We start from the raw sequence: 18882 nt of genomic DNA on the forward strand, positions 1-18882 counted from the left end.
ACTTTTTTCGGTGTTTTTCTACCATGTTGATACTCATCGATTTTCTTTTCGTTTTTTTCGATTTTCGCTTGCACATCCTCCAGCCTTATTGGAAGCAACTCACGTTGGGAAGAAATCAGCGATTGAGCAAGCAAGACCGCATCTTCGGCAAACCGTTTGTTAAGCCGAAATGGGCGCGGAAGGTGCTGGATGATGTCTTTTGCGTTCCTTCCCTCCAGCAAACGGTTGAACGCGTATCGCTTCGCGGAACCAAAGACGCGCATCAACTCATCCAATGAGCGAAGTTGTGATTCATCATGAGAAACGATTTTCATCCCCCGAGCCGTTTTCATCCCCTTGCCTTCCCCCTTGTTTGGATCCTTCAGAACATATATTCGCCAACTCTTCTTCATTTCCTTTTAACATAGGGAAGGAGGAGATAATTTTTTATCATCAGACAGGAGAGGGTGGAAAAGATGGAGAACATCCGCCTCTCCACATCCAATAACAGAAGATATTGACATGATTTCACACATTTTTATAGATGTTTATCAAACTGCTTATACCTGCTATCATTTCTTTGTTATGATTGTACCTTGTTTCTCACAAACACGTTGTGAGCAATATCACACCGATAGATAAAAAATCACGCAAGAGAGCCTCCTTGCGTGATTTTTTATCATGCTAATAAGTTTATGAGGATGAAATCCTTCAGCGCTGTTTATGCAAAAGTTTTCTTCTGTTCAAAATACTGCGATAACTTGACAATCATCGCCCCCATTCGCTCCAGTTTAGGAGCGATCACTCTAGTAATTCCTTCTTCTTGAAGCGCTTCTTGCGCGACTTTTCCAACCGCACAGGCAACGACATGCTCATTCAGCGTTCGGCGAAACAGCTCGATATCTTTTTGCTCCTTTACAAAAGAAAATAAAAAGCGGACTTGCACCGCCGCTGTAAAGCAAACGGCATCGACTTCGCGGCGCACGATTTCCTCATACAGCGTTTCCAATGTTTGCGAATCTGGCGCTACATGGCGATATGGAAGCAATTCGCTGTAGGATGCGCCGTTTTCGGTTAGATATTGCTTAAGCGCCGGCGCGGTATCGCCGTGCAGTTGCACTACGACCTGTTTCCCTGTCAATGTAAATTCTGCCAAGGAGCGGATCAGCCCTTTTGTGGTGCCATCATCGCTGACAGCGATAGGAGAAATGCCGATTTTTTTCAGCGCCGCGACCGTTTTATAGCCGCGCGCCGCTACGTGCGCCTTTTGTATGGCGGTCAGCCATTCTTCTTTTATGTTTCCTCTCTCTGCCGCCTCCAGCAACGTTTCCACTCCGATACCTGTTGTAAAAATAAACCAATCCGGGCACACGGCCATTACCGCGCGCATTTCCTCTTCTAGCTCCTTCTCTTTCAAAAATACCGTTCCTTGCGCCGGCCGCACGACTGCAATTCCGCCTTGTTTTTCAATCAGCGTCGACATTTCTTCCAGCTTCCGTGACGCGCATAACGCAATACGTTTTCCACGCATCTTTCCCCTCTCCTTCCCTAGATACGAATACCTTTATTGTAAAATACCGCCTTTCTGCCACGCAATACAAAAAAGAGCGGTCCTTTAGGAGCACGCTCTTTTCCTTCTTGCCTAACGAGTATGTACCATGTATTTTTCTCTTCGATCAAACGACCCGTAAATGCGCGTCGGCTCAATGGAAACCACATGGTCTAACGAGATGTTGATCAAGTTCATGTTGCGGTTATAGACAAATAATTTCCGCCCATCTTTGTAAAGTTTTACAGGCAAAAACGTTGCCTCTCCTTGCTTTGTTTTAATTTTAACCGGCTGCTTTTCTTCAATCCACACCATCAACTGCTTATACAGCTCCCGCATGATCGAAAAAATCCCCCTTGATATAGCATTTGCTTACAATTATAAAAACAAATGGCGGGAGAAGGAATGAAGAAAAATCAACAAATTATTATACCCATTTCCGAAAATATTGTCGATAAAAAGAGACGCAGGGGACTGTCCTGCGTCCATGTTCTAACTTAACGATACAACAAGATACGCGCCGCTGAACGATCGGCACTTTCGCCAATGACACGGATTTTCAATCCATAATTTGGAACATTTCTTCCCGCATCGATAACCTCTTTATTTTCGTAAGAGCTGCTGTCGTCAAATAGCGGCAATGGCGATGTATGATTATCGATTAACTTCGAATCGTTGAGCTCGAGGCGGAATTTCTCCCCTTTTTGCACACTGAACGCGGCATCATGGACTTGGTAACGTGTTGAGGCCGGCGTGTTGCCTGACCATTTCAACGTTTTTTGGTCCGCATCGACAACGCCGAGGAATCCGTCGCCTGGATGAATGCCTGTCCAGTTGTTGTCGTACAACTCGTCGACATACCACACAACAAGCCCTGGATCGTATGATAACAATTGATCGCCGCGGAGAATATGAGCCAATCCTTCATCGACTCCGTGGTGGTTACGCCATTCGAGCAAATAATAATGTTTCGAATACCATTTTCCATTGCTTTTTGTAAAACCATTCAAAGTAAAGAGCGGCTCTTTCTCGACGTCGTCTTTCAACACTGTCACATCGTCCGCCGTCACTTGCACATCGTCGACATACCAGCCTGCTTCGGCAACATAAACATCGGTCACATAGTGGAACCGAAGCTCGATCGTTTTTCCTGCATAAGCGGATAAATCAAATTGCGCGTCCACCCAGCCGTTGGAAGAACCGGTAATCCCATTTCCTGGATTTTGTCCGTTCGGATTGTCCGTTGTTGTAATTGTGCCTGGAACGGTTACCCATTTGTTAGAACCGTTTTCTTTCACTTCGACAGACGCATAATCCCAATCTTTTTCAATTTGATACCACGTTTTAAACGTTAATTTCGCTTGTTTTGCTTTCGTTAAATCTAACGTTACCGACATCGATTGGTCCAAATTATTTCCTTTTCCGGAGAAGTAAGCATACGTTCCGCTCGCTGGAGTCGTGACGACTGTTTCTTTATCCGGCAGGTTGATGCGAACAGCATCGTTGTTCGTTCCTTTCGTGCTTGCCTGATCCAACAAGAATTCGACGCCGTCTTTCGTAATTTCATTGAAATCGACCGTCGTTCCTGTCAGCCAGTTGCTTCCCGGCATCGTGGTTTGCAAAAATTCCTTCGCCCATGCGCTGAAGCCGGTCGGCTCTGTACCAGGAATTTTTCCCGCCCAGCTGCCGCTTGACATAATCGACCAGTAAGCGATCGGTTCGCCTAATCCTGAATATTGCGTGTCATACTCGTCCGGCAAGCCTAGGTCATGACCATATTCATGAGCAAACACCCCTGCCGCGCCGTCGGCCGGTTCAATCGTGTAGTCATACGCAGCAAGCTGTCCGCTCCAATACGGGACATCAGTCGATGTATCCGGAATGCGGAATACTCCCCCTAAATTCCAACGGTGCGACCAAATCGCATCGCTGCCAAGCTGTCCGCCGCCTGCTTCCTCTCCAACACTAGAGTGAACAATCATTAAATGGTCAATTAAACCGTCCGGCTCACGGTAATTGCCGTCTCCATCCAAATCGTAACGGTCTTCTTGGTCAAACTGCCGCAAATCGATGCTTGGATCTTTGGCGGCGGCCGCAAGCGCCTCTTTTACGAGCGCACGGGCATTGGCATCACTCCCATCAGGATCCGGCACGTTGCCGCCGTAATATTTGGCCGGGTATTTTGCCTTATACCAGCCAGCGACTGCACCTTCAATCGAATAGCTTCCTCCAGACTGCTGTTCATAATATTTTTTCACTGAAATTAATTTTTCGCCATTCGGTCCTTCATAATAGCCGTCTTGATCACCAAAAATCATATCATAATAATGTTCTTTCGAATAATCTTTATAATACATGTCTGTTTCGCCCGGCTGAATCGAATTATGCGGAAAATCCGGGTATTCTATTAAAAGCACCAGTACCCGGTCGACCCGTTTTCCTCCGTTCCACGCTTCCTCTTGCACAGAAGGAACGGTTGTATTTTTCGATTGTCCTAGTTTCTTTCCTTTTCCATTTAAAACGCTATTTTTCTGATAGTTTTCTTGCAGCATTTTTTCTCGTTTTGCTTCTTGTTTATACAATTCTCCCTTTTCTCTTACAGTGTGTGACACTTTTTCTTTTAAATAAGTTCGAACCGCTTCTTCCGCTTCAACCGGTGTCGTATTGGCAGAAATTTTTCCGCTTTTTTTCAGCATTTCTACCAGCTTTTCTTCATTCGCAATCGCTAAATCCACCGGCCCTCCTTGCTGTGCTGCATACATCGCCGGCTCTTTCGCCTGTACGTTCGGTGCGGCCACACTCGGCACGCTCCATAACCCTACCCCCAATGACAGCGCCATCACCGCCGAAAAAATAGACCGCTTTTTCAAAAAAACTCCCCCCTAAAATGTAAATTTTTTATAATTAAAATATTATAGAATAGTAGAAAAAATCAAAAGATATTTCCTGCTATAAATAAAATGATGCTTTCGGCCTATAATTTTTTGTTGAAAAACGAAGATTTATGTCAAAAAAACACTATGAATTCGCCCTTAACATTCGCCACTTTTTCTGTTTACAATTTAGTATATTAGCAGTAATTGCTGAATTTGCTTCGAACGTACCGCATTACGTGAAAGAAGGTGCAGCAATGCTTAATATTGTAAAAGACTTTTTGTTAAATTTGTTTTTTATCCTTCTTCCTATTTTTATTATTCCGATTTGGGTCGAACAACGAAATGTGCCGAAACATATTAAACAACATTTGCTTGTCGTCGTTTATGCCTTTGTCATTATTCTATGTATGACCATTCCTGTCGGCGCTGACGAAAAGCTTATCTTCGACTTGCGTCAAATCCCGCTTTGGCTAGGAAGTTTATATAGAGGAATGGCAACGAGCGTGTTTCTCTGTTTAGTAACGGTTGGTTATCGTTCTTTATTTGAAGGGATGGAGCTTTTTGTTACCGTTGTTACTTCCGCGGTCGTTCTGATTACAAGCATAGTATTGTCAAAAAAGTTTTTGCAGCTGCCGTCCAAACACCGTATATCGCTGGCAACAGCGCTGTCTGCGTTTTCTGGGATTTTAACGATCGGACTGGCCGAATTATTTTATGGCATTCCATCACCGTCTGTTCTCCTTTCTCTGACCTATTTGCTCGTTCAGCCAATATGTATGTTCATCGCCTGTTCATTAAAAGAAATGATTTATAACAATATCACCTTGCGGAAACGAATTATCCGCGCGGAAAAAATGGAAGCGGTAAGCCATCTAGCGGCATCCATTTCCCACGAAATCCGCAATCCGCTCACGGCCGCGCGCGGGTTTATGCAATTGCTAGAGCAACACCATCTTCTGCCGGAAAAACGGAAGCAATACGCGCGAATCGCGATCGAAGAGTTAGACCGAGCCGAAACAATTATTACCGATTACTTAACTTTTGCCAAACCGGCACCGGAATCGGTAGAAAAGCTGAATGTCAAAACCGAAATCGAACGCGTGATTGATCTTATACGCCCGTTCGCCAATATGAACAGCGTGGAAGTGCAAGCAACCTTAGCTCCGTTTTCAATCACAGGAGAACGCGAGAAATTTCGCCAATGTTTGCTGAATATTATGAAAAATTCTGTCGAAGCAATGCCAAACGGCGGTGTGCTGCAAATTTACGTTTCGATTGAAAAGCAGCATGTGCTGATCCGTATTTCCGATACCGGTGTCGGCATGACAAAAGAACAAATAGAGCGGCTTGGGGAGCCGTATTTTACAACGAAAGGGACGAAAGGCACCGGATTAGGAATGATGGTCGTATACCGCATTATTGAATCAATGAATGGAACGATTCATATCCAAAGTGAAGTACATAAAGGAACCGAAGTATCCATTTATCTGCCGCTTTCTTCCCCCCACTTGCCACATGAGGTTCGGAAAGAAAAAAGATTTTTGCCACGTCATAAACTAGGACGTCGTATATATATCCAACAGAAGAGAAGTGTGCGAATTTAATAGAGTTCAAAATACGCAGCAACAAAAATACGGCTATCCTTCGCAAAACGGATAGCCGTTTTCATTACAGTTGAAACTGTTCGACCGGCCGAATGATCGTTCGAAACAAATGAATGAGCGAATTAAACGAATGGGCGATGCGGGCAAACTCATCTTTCGTATGAATGTGTAACTGCACCATTAAGTCGCCTTTTGCCGTTTGTAACGTTCTTTCTTCAATAAACGTAACATGTTGATGGACGGAACGATAAAACACCGCAAACAAATATAGCACCGCTAGCGATACCGTGATAATCACAACAATCGTTTCCCATTTTACAACGTTCAATTGTTCATACTTTTCAGCAATGCGCATCTCCAGCAGTTGAACCATTTGCCCGGCTGCGGCAAACATTTTTTCCCGCGCTGGGCTTGTCGCTTCATAAAACGATTTCGTGTCGATCGTTATTTCATCTGCCGTCAATAATTGCGTATTGATGATGTTGGAAACGCAAAGATGAGGAATAATAAAAGAAATTTCTTTCCAAATAGAAGTCAATTTAAAAGAAATAGTCCAGGTCGAAATAAAATATTCACAATAAAAAAAGCCCCCCTTTATTTTTTTTGTCGAGAAGATCCTCACCTCTAAGCGGGGCATAGGTGGGGGATGAATCGGCATTTTTTTAGTAATCGTAATAGTTGAAAAACGTTCTTCTTCTGTCATAAAATATAAACAAATATACCGAACTCACGTTCTGTTAAGGTGGAGAAAAGATGAAAAAAGCGTATTTTTCAAGAAGATTGTATAAATCCAAAATGGATATTCTTCATGTGACGGAAACATCTTATGCATTAGAGTTATTCCATCGCGCAAAGCGTTTCGCTTTTCAAACACTGGTCCGGGAAAAACGATGGGGACGAAAATTGCATCAAGAAAGTCTGCATATCGTTGTGAAGAAAAAATACGGACTGAATGACTATTTTGCCAACAGTGCCGTTCGAGAAGCCAATGCTCTTTTCTCTTCTCTAATGGAATTAAATAAAATACACCTTCAACAGACAGAAGAAAAAATAAAAGATGTGAAGAAAAAACGGAAAACAGAACGAACGAAACTGACGAAATTACGCAAAATCAAAGAAAGTTGTATCAAAGGAAACTTACGGTTTCCGAAAAATACAAACTTTGTTTTGCATAAGAGCGGAATCATTTCTTTAGGATTAAAAGACCGTTCTTTCATTTGGATGAACACATATCTTTTTGAACATTGCTATCTCGATGTAGAAATCAAACGAACCAAAGCCAAAATCGGTCGTTTAACACATCGTTTATATCGATTAGAACAAAAGAAGACCAAATTAAAAGAACATATTCCAAGTGCTGTTTTTGGCGGTAAAAAACTATTCAAACAACAATTTACGAAAGAAGAATTTATAAAAGACCACGAAGCTTGGAGAAAACTCTTTTTAGCTGCCCGAAATAAAGAAATGATCATCTCCGGCCGGAAAGATGCTGGTTCTGGAAACTTTGTGTTTCACTATAATCCAATTACAAAAGAACTTCATATGAACTCGATAACAGGAAAAGTAGTTACCTTTTCGGGAGTAATATTCCCTTACGGCCAAGAAATGGTGAATAAAACGGTGACAGATCAAATCCAATGTAAAAACAAAAAAGAGTATGGCAAACCAATTTCTTGGTCGATTGAAGATCACGGGGAATACTATATCATCAAATGTTTGGTGGATGTGGAATCGAATCCATATATTCATTTTTCTACTTCCGATGGAGTTATTGGTGTAGATTGTAACTACCATCACATCGCTTGGACAAATGTTTCGAAAGATGGTAACTTTTTGGAAAATGGGAAATTTTCGTTTTCGATAGAAGATAAAACTTCGGGCCAGATTACAAAAATCATCGAAGCAGAAGCCATTACTTTAGTAGATATTGCGGTTCGAAAGAAAAAACCTATTGTTTTGGAGAAGTTGGATACCACCTTATCCAAAACAGGGGATCGATACGGTAACAAGAAAGCAAATCGGATGAAGAGTATGTTCGCCTATCGAAAAATGATACAAGCAATCAAAAGCCGTGCCGACAAAATGGGTGTTGCTGTGATAGAAGTGAATCCGGCTTTTACTTCTGTCTCTGGAAAACTGAAGTATATGCGTAAATTCGGTATCTCTATCCACCAAGCAGCTGCATTTACGATTGGCCGTCGAGGATTAGGATATAAAGAAAAAGCTCCAAAGGTGCTGAAAAAGTATGTCCCGAAAGATGCTTCTCATCATTGGAAGCATTGGTCTATTTTAGATAAGAAGTTTTCTGTTCGTACACATACACTATACCATCTTTTTAATGTGAATCAACCATATCAAGAGATAGATGTATTTCATCCATCCTTGTTAGAAGAAGAAAAACGGCAGCTAATAAAAACTTTGGCATAACAACATAATGAATACCTATTAATATAAAAATGTTGTTCATTCAAGAGCGCATTGTACCAGTATCTTACTCTCGTCACCGGAGCAGATGGCGATTCTAGGAGCTGGGTGCATTGCAATGCGTTCTTTGGATGCCATACGAATGAAAGATGGTGTACCTTCTATATGTGCTTCCATAGGCATATAGCTGGTCGTCCCGAAAGGACACTTCGGACATCTCGTATGGCTACTCCTCTCGTTGAACGGAGGGGGTTCTTGGGACCTTTGAGCAACTACGGCCAGAGGAAACAAGAATCCCCCACTTCTACCGGCTTTAGCCGGTAAGTGGGGGTAGTTCAATTATCTCCATATTGTTTTTCTGCTACAATACACAATAGACTTGCGGTTTCACAAGCCGGCAAATATGAATGAAAAGGGGAATTTGGCATGATTCATGTGAAAACGGAAAGAGAAATAAAGCTAATGCACGAAGCGGGAAAATTATTAGCAGCTTGCCATCAAGAAGTCGCCAAGCTCATCGAGCCTGGGATCACAACCATGGAAATTGACCATTTTGTAGAAACATTTTTGGCAAAGCACGGAGCAACGCCAGAGCAAAAAGGGTATCGTGGATATCCTTATGCAACATGTGCCTCGATTAACGACGAAATTTGCCACGGTTTTCCGCGCAACGAGCCGTTAAAAGAAGGCGACATTGTCACGATCGATTTTGTCGTCAACCTGCATGGCGCCCTTGCCGATTCGGCATGGACCTACGCCGTCGGCAACGTGAGCGAAGAAGTGCAAAAATTGCTTCATGTGACAGAGCAATCGCTCTATAAAGGGATTGAGCAGGCGGTCATCGGCAACCGGATCGGCGATATCGGCCACGCCATTCAAACATATGTAGAAGCAAACGGCTTCTCCGTCGTCCGCGATTTCACCGGACATGGAATCGGACCGACGATTCACGAAGAGCCATATATTCCGCACTTTGGGGAAAAGGGAAAGGGCATGCGCTTAAAAGAAGGAATGGTGATCACGATTGAGCCGATGGTCAATATCGGCGCATGGCAAAGCAAAATGGACCCAAACGGCTGGACCGCGCGGACAATCGATGGCTCCTATTCCGCACAATATGAACATACGATCGCGATCACCAAAAACGGCCCGCTCATTTTAACGACCCTTTCCTAATCCCACTGCACTTAAGAAAGAAACGTTGGAATATAAAGCAAAGGACTAGCCGCTTTTGGCTAGTCCTTTGCTTCTTTAAAGTTTACATAATAATATTACAGTTTTGTGAAACAAACAACTTGTGTACCCGTTTGCGCCATGGCTTGATTTGATTCGTTTTTATCCTTGCAAAACTTTCACATAAAATGTGCGTTGGCGCGGACCGTCGTACTCGCAAAAATAAATGCCCTGCCACGTTCCTAAAAGAAGCCGACCATCCGTAATAATGACATGCTGCGACGCGCCGACCGTACTTGCTTTCATATGTGCGGCCGTATTTCCTTCTAGATGGCGGTCAAGCGGGTGCTCCCACGGATACGTTTCGTCAAAGCGGCGCATCATATCCCGTTTTACATCTGGATCAGCGTTTTCGTTAATCGTGATTCCCGCCGTCGTATGTGGGCAATACACGATGGCAACCCCTTCCGTTACGCCTGACTCACGAACCGTTTCCGCGACAAACGAAGTAATCTCGATCATTTCATCCCGTTTTGTCGTGCGAATGGTAAAAGTGCGAAGCATGATGTTCACCACCAAGCAACATATTTTGTTTCGAAAAAAGATTTTTGCTACTTTTATATTATAGCGCACAAATAAGGTGAGGAATAAAATGAAAAGATACGAAAATCTAGATGGGGTTTCGATGAAAAAAACATTTGCCGATTTTCGCCGCTGGCAAAAGGAACGGAAAAGCAAAAAGAAAGATTTATCCTACCAAGTTCCACGCGTCACCATGCCACAGTACAAACAGCTTCATACGAACCGCGGCCGCACGCTGCTATCTTGGGTTGGGCATTCGACCTTTGTCATTCAGATGAACGGCATCACGATCGTCACTGATCCGGTATGGGCCAAACGGATGGGAACGGCAAAGCGGCTTTCCGAACCAGGTATTGCGTTAAGCGAAATGCCGGAAGTGGATGTCGTCCTTATCTCCCACGGCCATTACGATCATTTGCATTTTCCAAGCATTCGCAAGCTAAAAGGAAATCCTCATCTATTCGTGCCGGTCGGACTTGGCCGCCTGTTCCGCAGAAGAGGATACAAACAGGTAACGGAATTGGCGTGGTGGGAAACGCAGCAGCTTCATGGTGTTACGTTTACGTTTGTCCCGGCCCAGCATTGGACAAGACGGACGCTATGGGATATGAATACATCGCATTGGGGCGGATGGGTAATCGAGGCAAACGAAAAGCCGACCATCTATTTTGCCGGTGATAGCGGCTACTTCCGCGGATTTCGTGAGATTGGCGAGCGCTTTTCGATTGATTATGCGCTTCTGCCAATCGGCGCGTATGAGCCGGAATGGTTTATGGGGCCGCAGCACGTTACTCCCGAAGAAGCCGTGCAAGCTTTCCTTGATTGTCAAGCCCACTGTTTTATTCCCATGCATTACGGGGCTTTTCGCTTGGCGGACGATACGCCGAAAGAAGCGCTCGACCGCTTATTCGCTGAATGGAAGCGGCGCGGGTTGGATGATGGGCGCTTAAAATGCTTGAAGCTTGGGGAAGTGTTCGACTGTAATACATAAAAAAGGAGCCTAGCCATCGGCTCCTTTTCACTGATTATATTGACGGAATACGTATGGTTCCTTCGGCTCGCTGATCCGCTGCCATGATGTGACTTTCACATATGGGATGTTCATATGAAACGGCTGATAATAAACAGTGGAAAGCGTTCCTTTGACATGAATCCATTCATCATTTTTCAGCCGCGGCTGCTCTGAAAACTCGGTCAACAGCCCATATACCCCTGAATCGGCTACACAATGAATAATGCCAAAACGGAGCACAAAAACTTGATTGGCTTTCGTCGTCTCATCATGATACACAAACCCATCGAATTCGATGTTTCGATCATCAAACTGGCCTGGAAATTGATAAATCGTCTCCATCACATTTAAATAATTTTGTGCATTAAGCTTTAGTTGCGACACTTTCCCGTATTTTTTTAATTCCTTTCGCATTAAATCATTATAATCATCTTTCCCGTAATAAATGCTGGTGTCGGGACGCAAAAATTGCCGCTGGACAAACGGATCGCCGCTGTCGGCCGCCAATTTGGGAATATGAAATCCTTTCGCTTTCACCATCTCCGAATCGAGCGTTGCAACAGGAAACAGCAGCGCCGATACAATCGGAAAAATAAATACCAAATAGTTGACCGCTCGCTTCCAACGCGCTTGTTCTTCATGGTGATGGTGGCAACACGCGTCATCATCGCAGTGATCATGTTCTTCTTTCCGGCTGGCAAAAATAAATTGAACGATCGTCAACAAGGCAAAAACAAAGATGGCGCTAAAGGATAAATACGAATAGCGCATATTAATATATTTGCTGATTTCCCCTGTAATATATAAATGAAAGAATAAAAACGTAAATCCGAGTAAAATATACATACGCAACACGCCATTTCACCCCCTTTATATCAATAGCGAACCGATAAATACGAATATTGTTATATACAAAATGAGCATCAATACAAAACGCGTTTTAAACGACTGCAATAACATGATCGTGTTTTTGATATCCAACATCGGTCCGTATACAAGAAACGCGGCCAGCGCGCTAAACGGAAACGTATTTTGAAACGAGGAAGCGATAAACGCATCCGCTTCCGAGCACAATGACAAGACAAAGGCCAGCGCCATCATCACGAGCACGGAAGACGCTTTCCCATGTCCGATCGCCAGCAACACGGATGTTTTTACATACGTTTGCATCGCTGAAGCAAAAAAAGCGCCAATGATTAAATATTTTCCGGTCGTGAAAAACTCTTCAATCGTATGCTCTAGCGTCCCAATGATCTTTTCTTTCCATGATTTTGCCGCGATGCTCGGAGCCGGCGTCAAGTGGCGCAATTGATTCTCTTTATATTGTACAGCGATAACTAAACCAATCACAATGGCCACGATACAAGCAAAAATAGAGCGATAAAATACCATTGTCCAGTTGCTTCCAAACGCAATATAGGTTGAAAACAAAACAGCCGGATTGATGATCGGGCCGGTTAACATAAACGGAATCGCGGCATACAGCGGCACGCCTTTGGCGACAAGCCGGCGCGTAATCGGCACAATTCCGCATTCGCAGGCAGGAAACAGCGCACCGATCAACGCCGAATAGATGATAGCCAACACCTTATTTTTCGGCACCCATTTCTCTACCATTTCTTCTGTAACAAACATTTGAATGATGCCGGAAATAAACACACCAAGCACGACAAATGGCAATGATTCTATTAATATACTAATAAATATCGTATTTAGCTGGAGAAATGTCTTCATTGGTTTGTAGGCTCTCCTTTTTTCATATTACAACCGTATATTGTACCATGAAACATTCCTTCTTTCATGAAAGTTTGATAAGAATATTGTTTTTATATAAAAAATGGAGCGGCAACTAACCGCTCCAGCTTTCCTTTCGTTACTCTTCCACTTCTTTTTTCCACAATCCGACCATCAGCGCCGTGACAAGCGAGCCGATCAAAATCGCCAATACATATAACCAAGCGCTGCCTTTGACGATCGGAATGACGAAAATTCCGCCGTGCGGCGCCGGAAGACCGATGTGAAACAACATCGTCAACGCTCCGGCCACCGCGGAACCGACAATAATAGAAGGGATCACCCGCACCGGGTCAGCGGCCGCAAATGGAATCGCGCCTTCGGTAATAAAGGTCGCTCCCATGATGTAGCACGTTTTTCCCGCTTCCCGCTCCGCTTTTGTAAATTTCTTTTTAAAGAAGGTTGTCGCCAGCGCGAGCCCTAGCGGCGGCACCATTCCGCCCGCCATAATCGCCGCATGCGGCGCGTAGTTGCCGGCGTCGATCATCGCAATGCCGAACGTAAACGCTGCTTTATTAATCGGACCGCCCATATCGACCGCCATCATGCCGCCAAGAATCGCACCGAGCAATACTAAGTTCGCCGTTCCCATATGTTCGAGCCAATGTTTTAATCCTTCATTCAGCGCCTTGACAGGATCGATAACGACATACATCATAATCATTCCGGTAATAAAAATGCCAAACAATGGATAAAGCAAGACCGGTTTAATTCCTTCGAGAGACTGCGGCAGACGGCCAAATAGCTTTTTCAAGCCAACGACTAAATAGCCCGCAAGAAATCCGGCAATTAATCCGCCTAAAAATCCCGCTCCACCGTTAGCCGCCATAAAACCGCCGACCATTCCCGGCGCGAACCCTGGACGATCGGCAATGCTCATCGCGATAAATCCGGCAAGCACCGGAATCATTAAGGCGAAAGCATTGCCGCCGCCGATATCCATCAACGCTTTGGCGATTGGATGATATGACGGATCTTTCGGGTCAAACGCCTTAATGCCAAAAATAAACGAAATCGCAATTAAAATCCCGCCGCCGACGACAAACGGAAGCATGTTGGAAACACCGTTCATTAAATGTTTATAAAATCCGGTGCGCTGCTTTCCTTGCCCTGGCGTTTCTTTGGCGCCGCTTCCTTGGTAAATTGGCGCATCCTGGCGGAGAGCTTGGTCAATCAGTTCTTTCGGCTTGCGAATCGCCTGCGCCACTGGCACTTGAATAACATGTTTTCCGTTAAACCGCTCCATTTCAACCTGCTTGTCCGCCGCCACGATAACCGCGACTGCTTCCTCAATATCTTGTTTTGTCAATTCGTTTTTCACGCCGCTAGAGCCGTTCGTTTCCACTTTGATGTCGACGTTCATTTCGGCCGCTTTCGCTTTTAACGCATCGGCGGCCATGTACGTATGGGCAATTCCCGTTGGACACGCGGTAACGGCAACGACTTTCGGGCGCTTTGCTGTCGAAGAAACGGTTTTTTCCGCTTTCTCCTCTCCTTCTTTTTCGGCAATCAAGCGAAGCACTTCCTCTTCGTCTGAAGCGCTTTCAATCTGTGCGCGAAACGATGTATCCATCAACATCGACGATAAGCGGGCAAGCGCCTCTAAATGTGTGTTGTTGGCTCCTTCTGGCGCCGCGATCATAAAAAACAAGTGGCTCGGTTTTCCGTCTAATGCATCATAATCAATGCCCGCTTTCGAGCGGCCAAACGCAACTGCCGGTCGTTTTACCGTAGTAGTTTTGGCGTGCGGAATGGCAATGCCGTCGCCTACGCCTGTCGTGCTTTGCGCTTCGCGCGCCCAAATCGCTTCTTTGAATGCTTGGGCATCCGCTAATACTCCTGCTTCCTGCAATTTCGCGACAAGTTCGTCAATCACTTCTTTTTTTGTTTTCGCTTTAAGATGGAGAATAATCGTTTCCTTTGTGAGCAAATCGGTAATTTTCATCAAAATGATCCCCCTTTTTCACATACCATTAGAAACGTATAACATTTACTTCATGTACCAGCTGTTCGACACGGTCTTTCGTGCATAAATCTTCGGAAAATGCTGTGGCACTTCCAGATGCAACACTATAAGCAAACGCTTCTTCTAAACTTTTTCCGCTCGTATATGCGGCAAGAAATCCTGCCACCATGGAATCACCGGCACCAACGGAATTTTTCACCGTTCCTCTCGGCGCCTCAGCAAATAATGTCATTTCTTTATTAAAATAGAAAGCACCATTTCCAGCCATCGAAACGATAACATTTTCCACTCCTAATTCTACTAGCCGGCGGCCATAAACCATTATCTCGTCTTTCGACTGAAAGGTCGTATCAAACAGCTCGCCTAATTCTTTATGATTTGGCTTGGCCAAAAATGGTTTCCATGTAAGCAACGATTTTAATGCCGGCCCGCTTGTGTCGACAACCACTTTTGCATTCCGTTTTTTTGCCCCATCGCAAATTTTCGCATAAACGTCGGAAGACATGGAAGACGGCACGCTTCCTGCCAAAACGATGATATCATTTTCCGTCAGCGAGCGAACTTTTTCAAGAAGCTGCATCTCGTGTTCCGCCTCTACTGTCGGCCCTTGGCCATTAATTTCCGTTTCTAGCCCCGCTTTTAACTTCACATTAATGCGCGTATTTCCCGAAACTTTCACGAAATCGCATATAATGCTTTCTTTGCCAAGCTCTTTTTCGATAAACTCGCCGGTAAAACCGCCGATAAGCCCGAGCGCGGTGCTGTCGACACCGAGCCGTTTCAATACCCGCGACACGTTAATCCCTTTTCCGCCAGGGAATGTCAACGTTTTCACCGCGCGGTTTAATTCGCCCACGCGAAGTTCATCGACGTGCACCACATAATCGACAGACGGATTTAACGTACATGTATAAATCATTTTGTCACAACCTCTACTACAGTTTTTGCTTTGTATAGTTCTTGCCACTCTTCATCCAACTGATCGGTGATCAATATTGCTTCATGCAAATCGGCAATTTTGGCAAACGTGCTTTCGTTCAGCTTCGAATGATCGGCAAGCACATACGCTTTTTGAGATAGCTGCATCGCCGTATGTTTCACCATCGCCTCTTCCGGATCCGGTGTCGTATATCCGTATTCATAGTGAACCCCGTTGGCGCCGATAAAACATTTATCAAAGCTGTAGCTTTGCAGCGACTGTAATGCGCCGCGGCCGATGAGCGCTTTCGTCTTCTTTTTCAACAAACCGCCAAGCAAATACGTCGCAATGTCATGTTCTAAAAGCAGTTCTAGATGCATCATCCCGTTTGTCACAACAACGATATCTTTGCCGCGCAAGTGCGGAATCATCTCAAACGTCGTCGTTCCCGCATCTAAATAAATACAATCCCCGTGCTCAACAAGGCTCGCCGCATATTCGGCAATCCGTTTCTTTTCTTCGATGTGTTTTGTTGATTTTTCTAAGACGCTTAATTCTTCCCGCTTCTGGTGAAGCAATGTTGCGCCACCGTGAATACGCCGCAATTTTTTCTCTTTTTCCAACTGCGTTAAATCACGGCGGATGGTGGACTCGGAAGAATTGGTCGCCTCAACTAGCTCTTGCAGCTTCACTACTTCTTTTTCTGCGAGAAGTTCTAATATAATACGGTGACGTTCCTCTGTGAGCAAATATTCTACCTCCTCGGATGGAAATGATCACTTTGTACTTTCATCATAAACGAAAGCGCTTTAAAAATCAATCATTTTCAATCATTTTCTATCAAAATCATTCACATTTTATCAAAAAACATTCAAATTCAATCATTTTTTTTACAAAAAGAAAAGCCGTCCCTTTATCATTGGACAGCTTTGTTATCATGATATTTCTCCGCTTGTTCTTGAACATGAGATAAGTATTTTTCTTGGATAAACTCTGTAAATAATTTAGCGTAAAAAGGATCAAACTGCGTCCCAGCGCAACGCTCGATCTCCACAATCGCTTCTTCAAACGTTTTCGTCCGCTGATACGGTCGTTCTGTCGTCATCGCATCGAACGAATCAATAACACATAAAATGCGAGCCAGCTTTGGAATTTCTTCCCCTTTCAGCCCGTATGGATACCCTTTTCCATCGTATCGTTCGTGATGAAGCTCCACTAATGGGATTAAGTCATCAAATCTTTTTTCAGCAGCTAAAATTTCTTTTCCCCATGTAACATGCTTTTTCACAATTTCCCATTCGTGTCGTTCCAATTTTCCTTCTTTGTTTAAAATATCCCGTGGCACTTCGATTTTTCCAATATCGTGAATTAACGCTCCTAAAATAAGCGTCTGTTTTTCATGATCGGTTAACTCTAACTTTTCACTAAACTCAAGTGCATATTTAAAAACACGTTTACTGTGACGATATGTATAGACATCTTTCGACAAAAAAATTTTCAGTTTTTGTTCCATCGCATCTAAATCTTCTTTAAACTGAATCGTATCTAGCAAAATATTATGCTCATTATACACTTGGACGTTATTCTTCCCCTGGGCTTTCGCATAATAAAGCGCTTGGTCAGCTCTATGAATCAACTCACCACTATCGTATATTCCATTTTCATATTCTACAATTCCACATGAAAAAGAAAGGCAACGAGAAGGAATATGCTCTACCCCAGCAAAGTATGTATCGTTTGCCTTTTTGCGCAATCTGTCTAAAAAAGAAAACGCCTCTTCTTTTCTTGTATTCGGCATCAAAATAGCAAATTCTTCGCCTCCGTATCGCGCCACTACATATCTTTTTTCTTTCGTTTCCATCTTTAACAGTTCCCCAAAAAACTGCAGAAGTGCATCCCCACGCAAATGACCATTTCGATCGTTATACTTTTTAAAATCATCTAGATCCAGTAGCGCTAAACAAAATGGCTGTTTCAACTTTTTCGCATCGGAGAAATGTTCATTTAATGTTTCCTTAAAAAATCCATGATTATACAAACCGGTTAAATGGTCTTTGTTAGCTCTTTCTGAAACATCTTGATACAAATATAAAAACTTACGGAATGCAAACGATAGTAACACAACTAGAATCGTGAATAAAAACAAACCGAAAAATCTTTGTTCTTTCAATAAGATTGTTAATACTAAAGACAGCAACAAGGTCACAGAATAACTAATACAAGCTTCTTTTAAAATTCCTAAATCAAAAGTCCCTTTAAACATCTGTCCAGAAAAAAAGAAAAAGAGAAACATTAACAAAATATTTAAGCTAAAATATACTAATAGGCTAATCATATATGGAAATAAATTATAGATATTGATTTCGCCAATCTTTCCACCGAACAATAAGAAAGAATAATACGCCCCTACTATCATTAGACAATACATAGAAAAGTTATAAATATGCTTCCATAAAGCAACTCTTTTTTTATACATTAATTCAATAATAATACTTACAAATAGTACATTGATTGTTAAAGAGATTCCATATAAAAAGATAGAAGCTAAATAAATCGCTGAGTCCATAGAAAACGAATTATCTTTCGGAGGAAGATGAATAGTAAAATAACTTAATAAAAGAATAGACGCTGATAACATATAAATTAAAACCCAATCCTCTACGGATTGAGTAAACAAATCACTTTTCCAAAAATAGAGGAATATACCCAAAAGATAAATAAACATTACATACCATTTGACGTAATTTTTTAAACAACTTGCCGACATTCTTTATCAACTCTCATTTAAAAAATTTTAGGGAGAAGCGATCTCTCTCATTCTCCCTTTTTATTTAGGGAGAAGTGATCTCTCATCTCCCTTTAATAATTATATAGCAATATATACGTCAATCTAAAAAATCTACACCTTAAGAATCTATACCTGTCAATCTAAATCCTGAAGTTAATGCTACAATGATAGAGCCAATAATGAAAAGATTGATAAGTACTTGTTTTACTTTGACAC

At 43.1% G+C, this 18882-nt stretch carries 16 protein-coding genes; 4 read left to right on the top strand and 12 right to left on the bottom strand.

Annotated features, from left to right (window positions below; translation table 11 throughout):
• The 4 genes from AC1WMD_RS08390 to AC1WMD_RS08405 all read right to left on the bottom strand — a co-directional run.
• Window positions 1–332, bottom strand: a 332-nt coding sequence (locus AC1WMD_RS08390) for an SSO2105 N-terminal domain-containing protein (RefSeq protein WP_518525021.1), incomplete at its 3' end; no start/stop codon positions are given.
• A 368-nt stretch (window positions 333–700) separates the two neighbouring features.
• Window positions 701–1510, bottom strand: a complete 810-nt coding sequence (locus AC1WMD_RS08395; protein ID WP_494256706.1) for a uroporphyrinogen-III synthase — start codon at window positions 1508–1510, stop codon at window positions 701–703.
• 111 nt (window positions 1511–1621) lie between these two features.
• Window positions 1622–1867 (bottom strand): hypothetical protein, encoded by a 246-nt coding sequence (locus AC1WMD_RS08400; protein WP_494256708.1) that lies wholly within the window; start codon window positions 1865–1867, stop codon window positions 1622–1624.
• A gap of 158 nt (window positions 1868–2025) precedes the next feature.
• Window positions 2026–4398 (bottom strand): immune inhibitor A domain-containing protein, encoded by a 2373-nt coding sequence (locus tag AC1WMD_RS08405; RefSeq protein ID WP_043904518.1) that lies wholly within the window; start codon window positions 4396–4398, stop codon window positions 2026–2028.
• A 260-nt stretch (window positions 4399–4658) separates the two neighbouring features.
• Here AC1WMD_RS08405 and AC1WMD_RS08410 point away from each other — a divergent pair, with 260 nt between their 5' ends.
• Window positions 4659–6008 carry a sensor histidine kinase gene (locus AC1WMD_RS08410; RefSeq protein WP_494256946.1) on the top strand — a complete coding sequence of 450 codons (1350 nt, stop codon included), beginning with the start codon at window positions 4659–4661 and terminating at the stop codon, window positions 6006–6008.
• 64 nt (window positions 6009–6072) lie between these two features.
• Here the strand turns inward: AC1WMD_RS08410 and AC1WMD_RS08415 are convergent, their stop codons facing one another.
• Window positions 6073–6546, bottom strand: a complete 474-nt coding sequence (locus AC1WMD_RS08415; protein WP_494256709.1) for a hypothetical protein — start codon at window positions 6544–6546, stop codon at window positions 6073–6075.
• A 215-nt stretch (window positions 6547–6761) separates the two neighbouring features.
• Between AC1WMD_RS08415 and AC1WMD_RS08420 the strand changes: the two genes are divergently transcribed.
• Entirely contained in the window at window positions 6762–8435 is a 1674-nt protein-coding gene (locus AC1WMD_RS08420) for an IS200/IS605 family accessory protein TnpB-related protein (protein WP_494256711.1), read from the top strand.
• Between the two features lie 423 nt (window positions 8436–8858).
• Entirely contained in the window at window positions 8859–9608 is a 750-nt protein-coding gene (gene map, locus AC1WMD_RS08425; RefSeq protein WP_494256713.1) for a type I methionyl aminopeptidase, read from the top strand.
• 159 nt (window positions 9609–9767) lie between these two features.
• Here map and AC1WMD_RS08430 read toward each other — a convergent pair whose 3' ends face one another.
• Window positions 9768–10169, bottom strand: coding sequence for a secondary thiamine-phosphate synthase enzyme YjbQ (locus AC1WMD_RS08430; RefSeq protein WP_494256715.1), 402 nt, complete (start codon window positions 10167–10169; stop codon window positions 9768–9770).
• Window positions 10170–10257: 88 nt separating this feature from the next.
• Here AC1WMD_RS08430 and AC1WMD_RS08435 point away from each other — a divergent pair, with 88 nt between their 5' ends.
• The gene (locus AC1WMD_RS08435) at window positions 10258–11178 is read left to right on the top strand and encodes an MBL fold metallo-hydrolase (protein WP_494256716.1); all 921 of its coding nucleotides are present in this window, start codon (window positions 10258–10260) and stop codon (window positions 11176–11178) included.
• 27 nt (window positions 11179–11205) lie between these two features.
• On the opposite strand, the gene AC1WMD_RS08440 is transcribed toward AC1WMD_RS08435, so the two are convergent.
• The 6 genes from AC1WMD_RS08440 to AC1WMD_RS08465 form a co-directional block, all read right to left on the bottom strand.
• Entirely contained in the window at window positions 11206–12054 is an 849-nt protein-coding gene (locus AC1WMD_RS08440) for a TIGR03943 family putative permease subunit (protein WP_494256718.1), read from the bottom strand.
• Window positions 12055–12069: 15 nt separating this feature from the next.
• The gene (locus tag AC1WMD_RS08445; protein WP_494256720.1) at window positions 12070–12933 is read right to left on the bottom strand and encodes a permease; all 864 of its coding nucleotides are present in this window, start codon (window positions 12931–12933) and stop codon (window positions 12070–12072) included.
• Window positions 12934–13072: 139 nt separating this feature from the next.
• On the bottom strand, window positions 13073–14938 hold the full coding sequence (locus AC1WMD_RS08450) for a PTS fructose transporter subunit IIABC (protein ID WP_494256721.1): 1866 nt from the start codon (window positions 14936–14938) through the stop codon (window positions 13073–13075).
• Window positions 14939–14966: 28 nt separating this feature from the next.
• Window positions 14967–15878, bottom strand: coding sequence for a 1-phosphofructokinase (gene pfkB, locus AC1WMD_RS08455; protein WP_494256722.1), 912 nt, complete (start codon window positions 15876–15878; stop codon window positions 14967–14969).
• Entirely contained in the window at window positions 15875–16627 is a 753-nt protein-coding gene (locus AC1WMD_RS08460) for a DeoR/GlpR family DNA-binding transcription regulator (RefSeq protein WP_494256723.1), read from the bottom strand. The genes pfkB and AC1WMD_RS08460 overlap by 4 nt, the downstream gene beginning before the upstream one ends.
• A gap of 167 nt (window positions 16628–16794) precedes the next feature.
• Window positions 16795–18645: a diguanylate cyclase gene (locus AC1WMD_RS08465; RefSeq protein WP_494256724.1), complete on the bottom strand. Its 1851-nt coding sequence runs from the start codon at window positions 18643–18645 to the stop codon at window positions 16795–16797.
• Window positions 18646–18882: the final 237 nt, after the last annotated feature.

The sequence above is a fragment of the Parageobacillus sp. NEAU-HV-2 genome (assembly GCF_059115485.1).

What these genes read in the sequence shown, in the direction of transcription:
- AC1WMD_RS08395 (WP_494256706.1), bottom strand. Translation starts at nt 1,510, where the DNA reads ATGCGTGGAAAACGTATTGCGTTATGCGCGTCACGGAAGCTGGAAGAA.
- AC1WMD_RS08400 (WP_494256708.1), bottom strand. Translation starts at nt 1,867, where the DNA reads ATGCGGGAGCTGTATAAGCAGTTGATGGTGTGGATTGAAGAAAAGCAG.
- AC1WMD_RS08410 (WP_494256946.1), top strand. Translation starts at nt 4,659, where the DNA reads ATGCTTAATATTGTAAAAGACTTTTTGTTAAATTTGTTTTTTATCCTT.
- AC1WMD_RS08420 (WP_494256711.1), top strand. Translation starts at nt 6,762, where the DNA reads ATGAAAAAAGCGTATTTTTCAAGAAGATTGTATAAATCCAAAATGGAT.
- map (WP_494256713.1), top strand. Translation starts at nt 8,859, where the DNA reads ATGATTCATGTGAAAACGGAAAGAGAAATAAAGCTAATGCACGAAGCG.
- AC1WMD_RS08430 (WP_494256715.1), bottom strand. Translation starts at nt 10,169, where the DNA reads ATGCTTCGCACTTTTACCATTCGCACGACAAAACGGGATGAAATGATC.
- AC1WMD_RS08435 (WP_494256716.1), top strand. Translation starts at nt 10,258, where the DNA reads ATGAAAAGATACGAAAATCTAGATGGGGTTTCGATGAAAAAAACATTT.
- AC1WMD_RS08445 (WP_494256720.1), bottom strand. Translation starts at nt 12,933, where the DNA reads ATGAAGACATTTCTCCAGCTAAATACGATATTTATTAGTATATTAATA.
- AC1WMD_RS08450 (WP_494256721.1), bottom strand. Translation starts at nt 14,938, where the DNA reads ATGAAAATTACCGATTTGCTCACAAAGGAAACGATTATTCTCCATCTT.
- pfkB (WP_494256722.1), bottom strand. Translation starts at nt 15,878, where the DNA reads ATGATTTATACATGTACGTTAAATCCGTCTGTCGATTATGTGGTGCAC.
- AC1WMD_RS08465 (WP_494256724.1), bottom strand. Translation starts at nt 18,645, where the DNA reads ATGTCGGCAAGTTGTTTAAAAAATTACGTCAAATGGTATGTAATGTTT.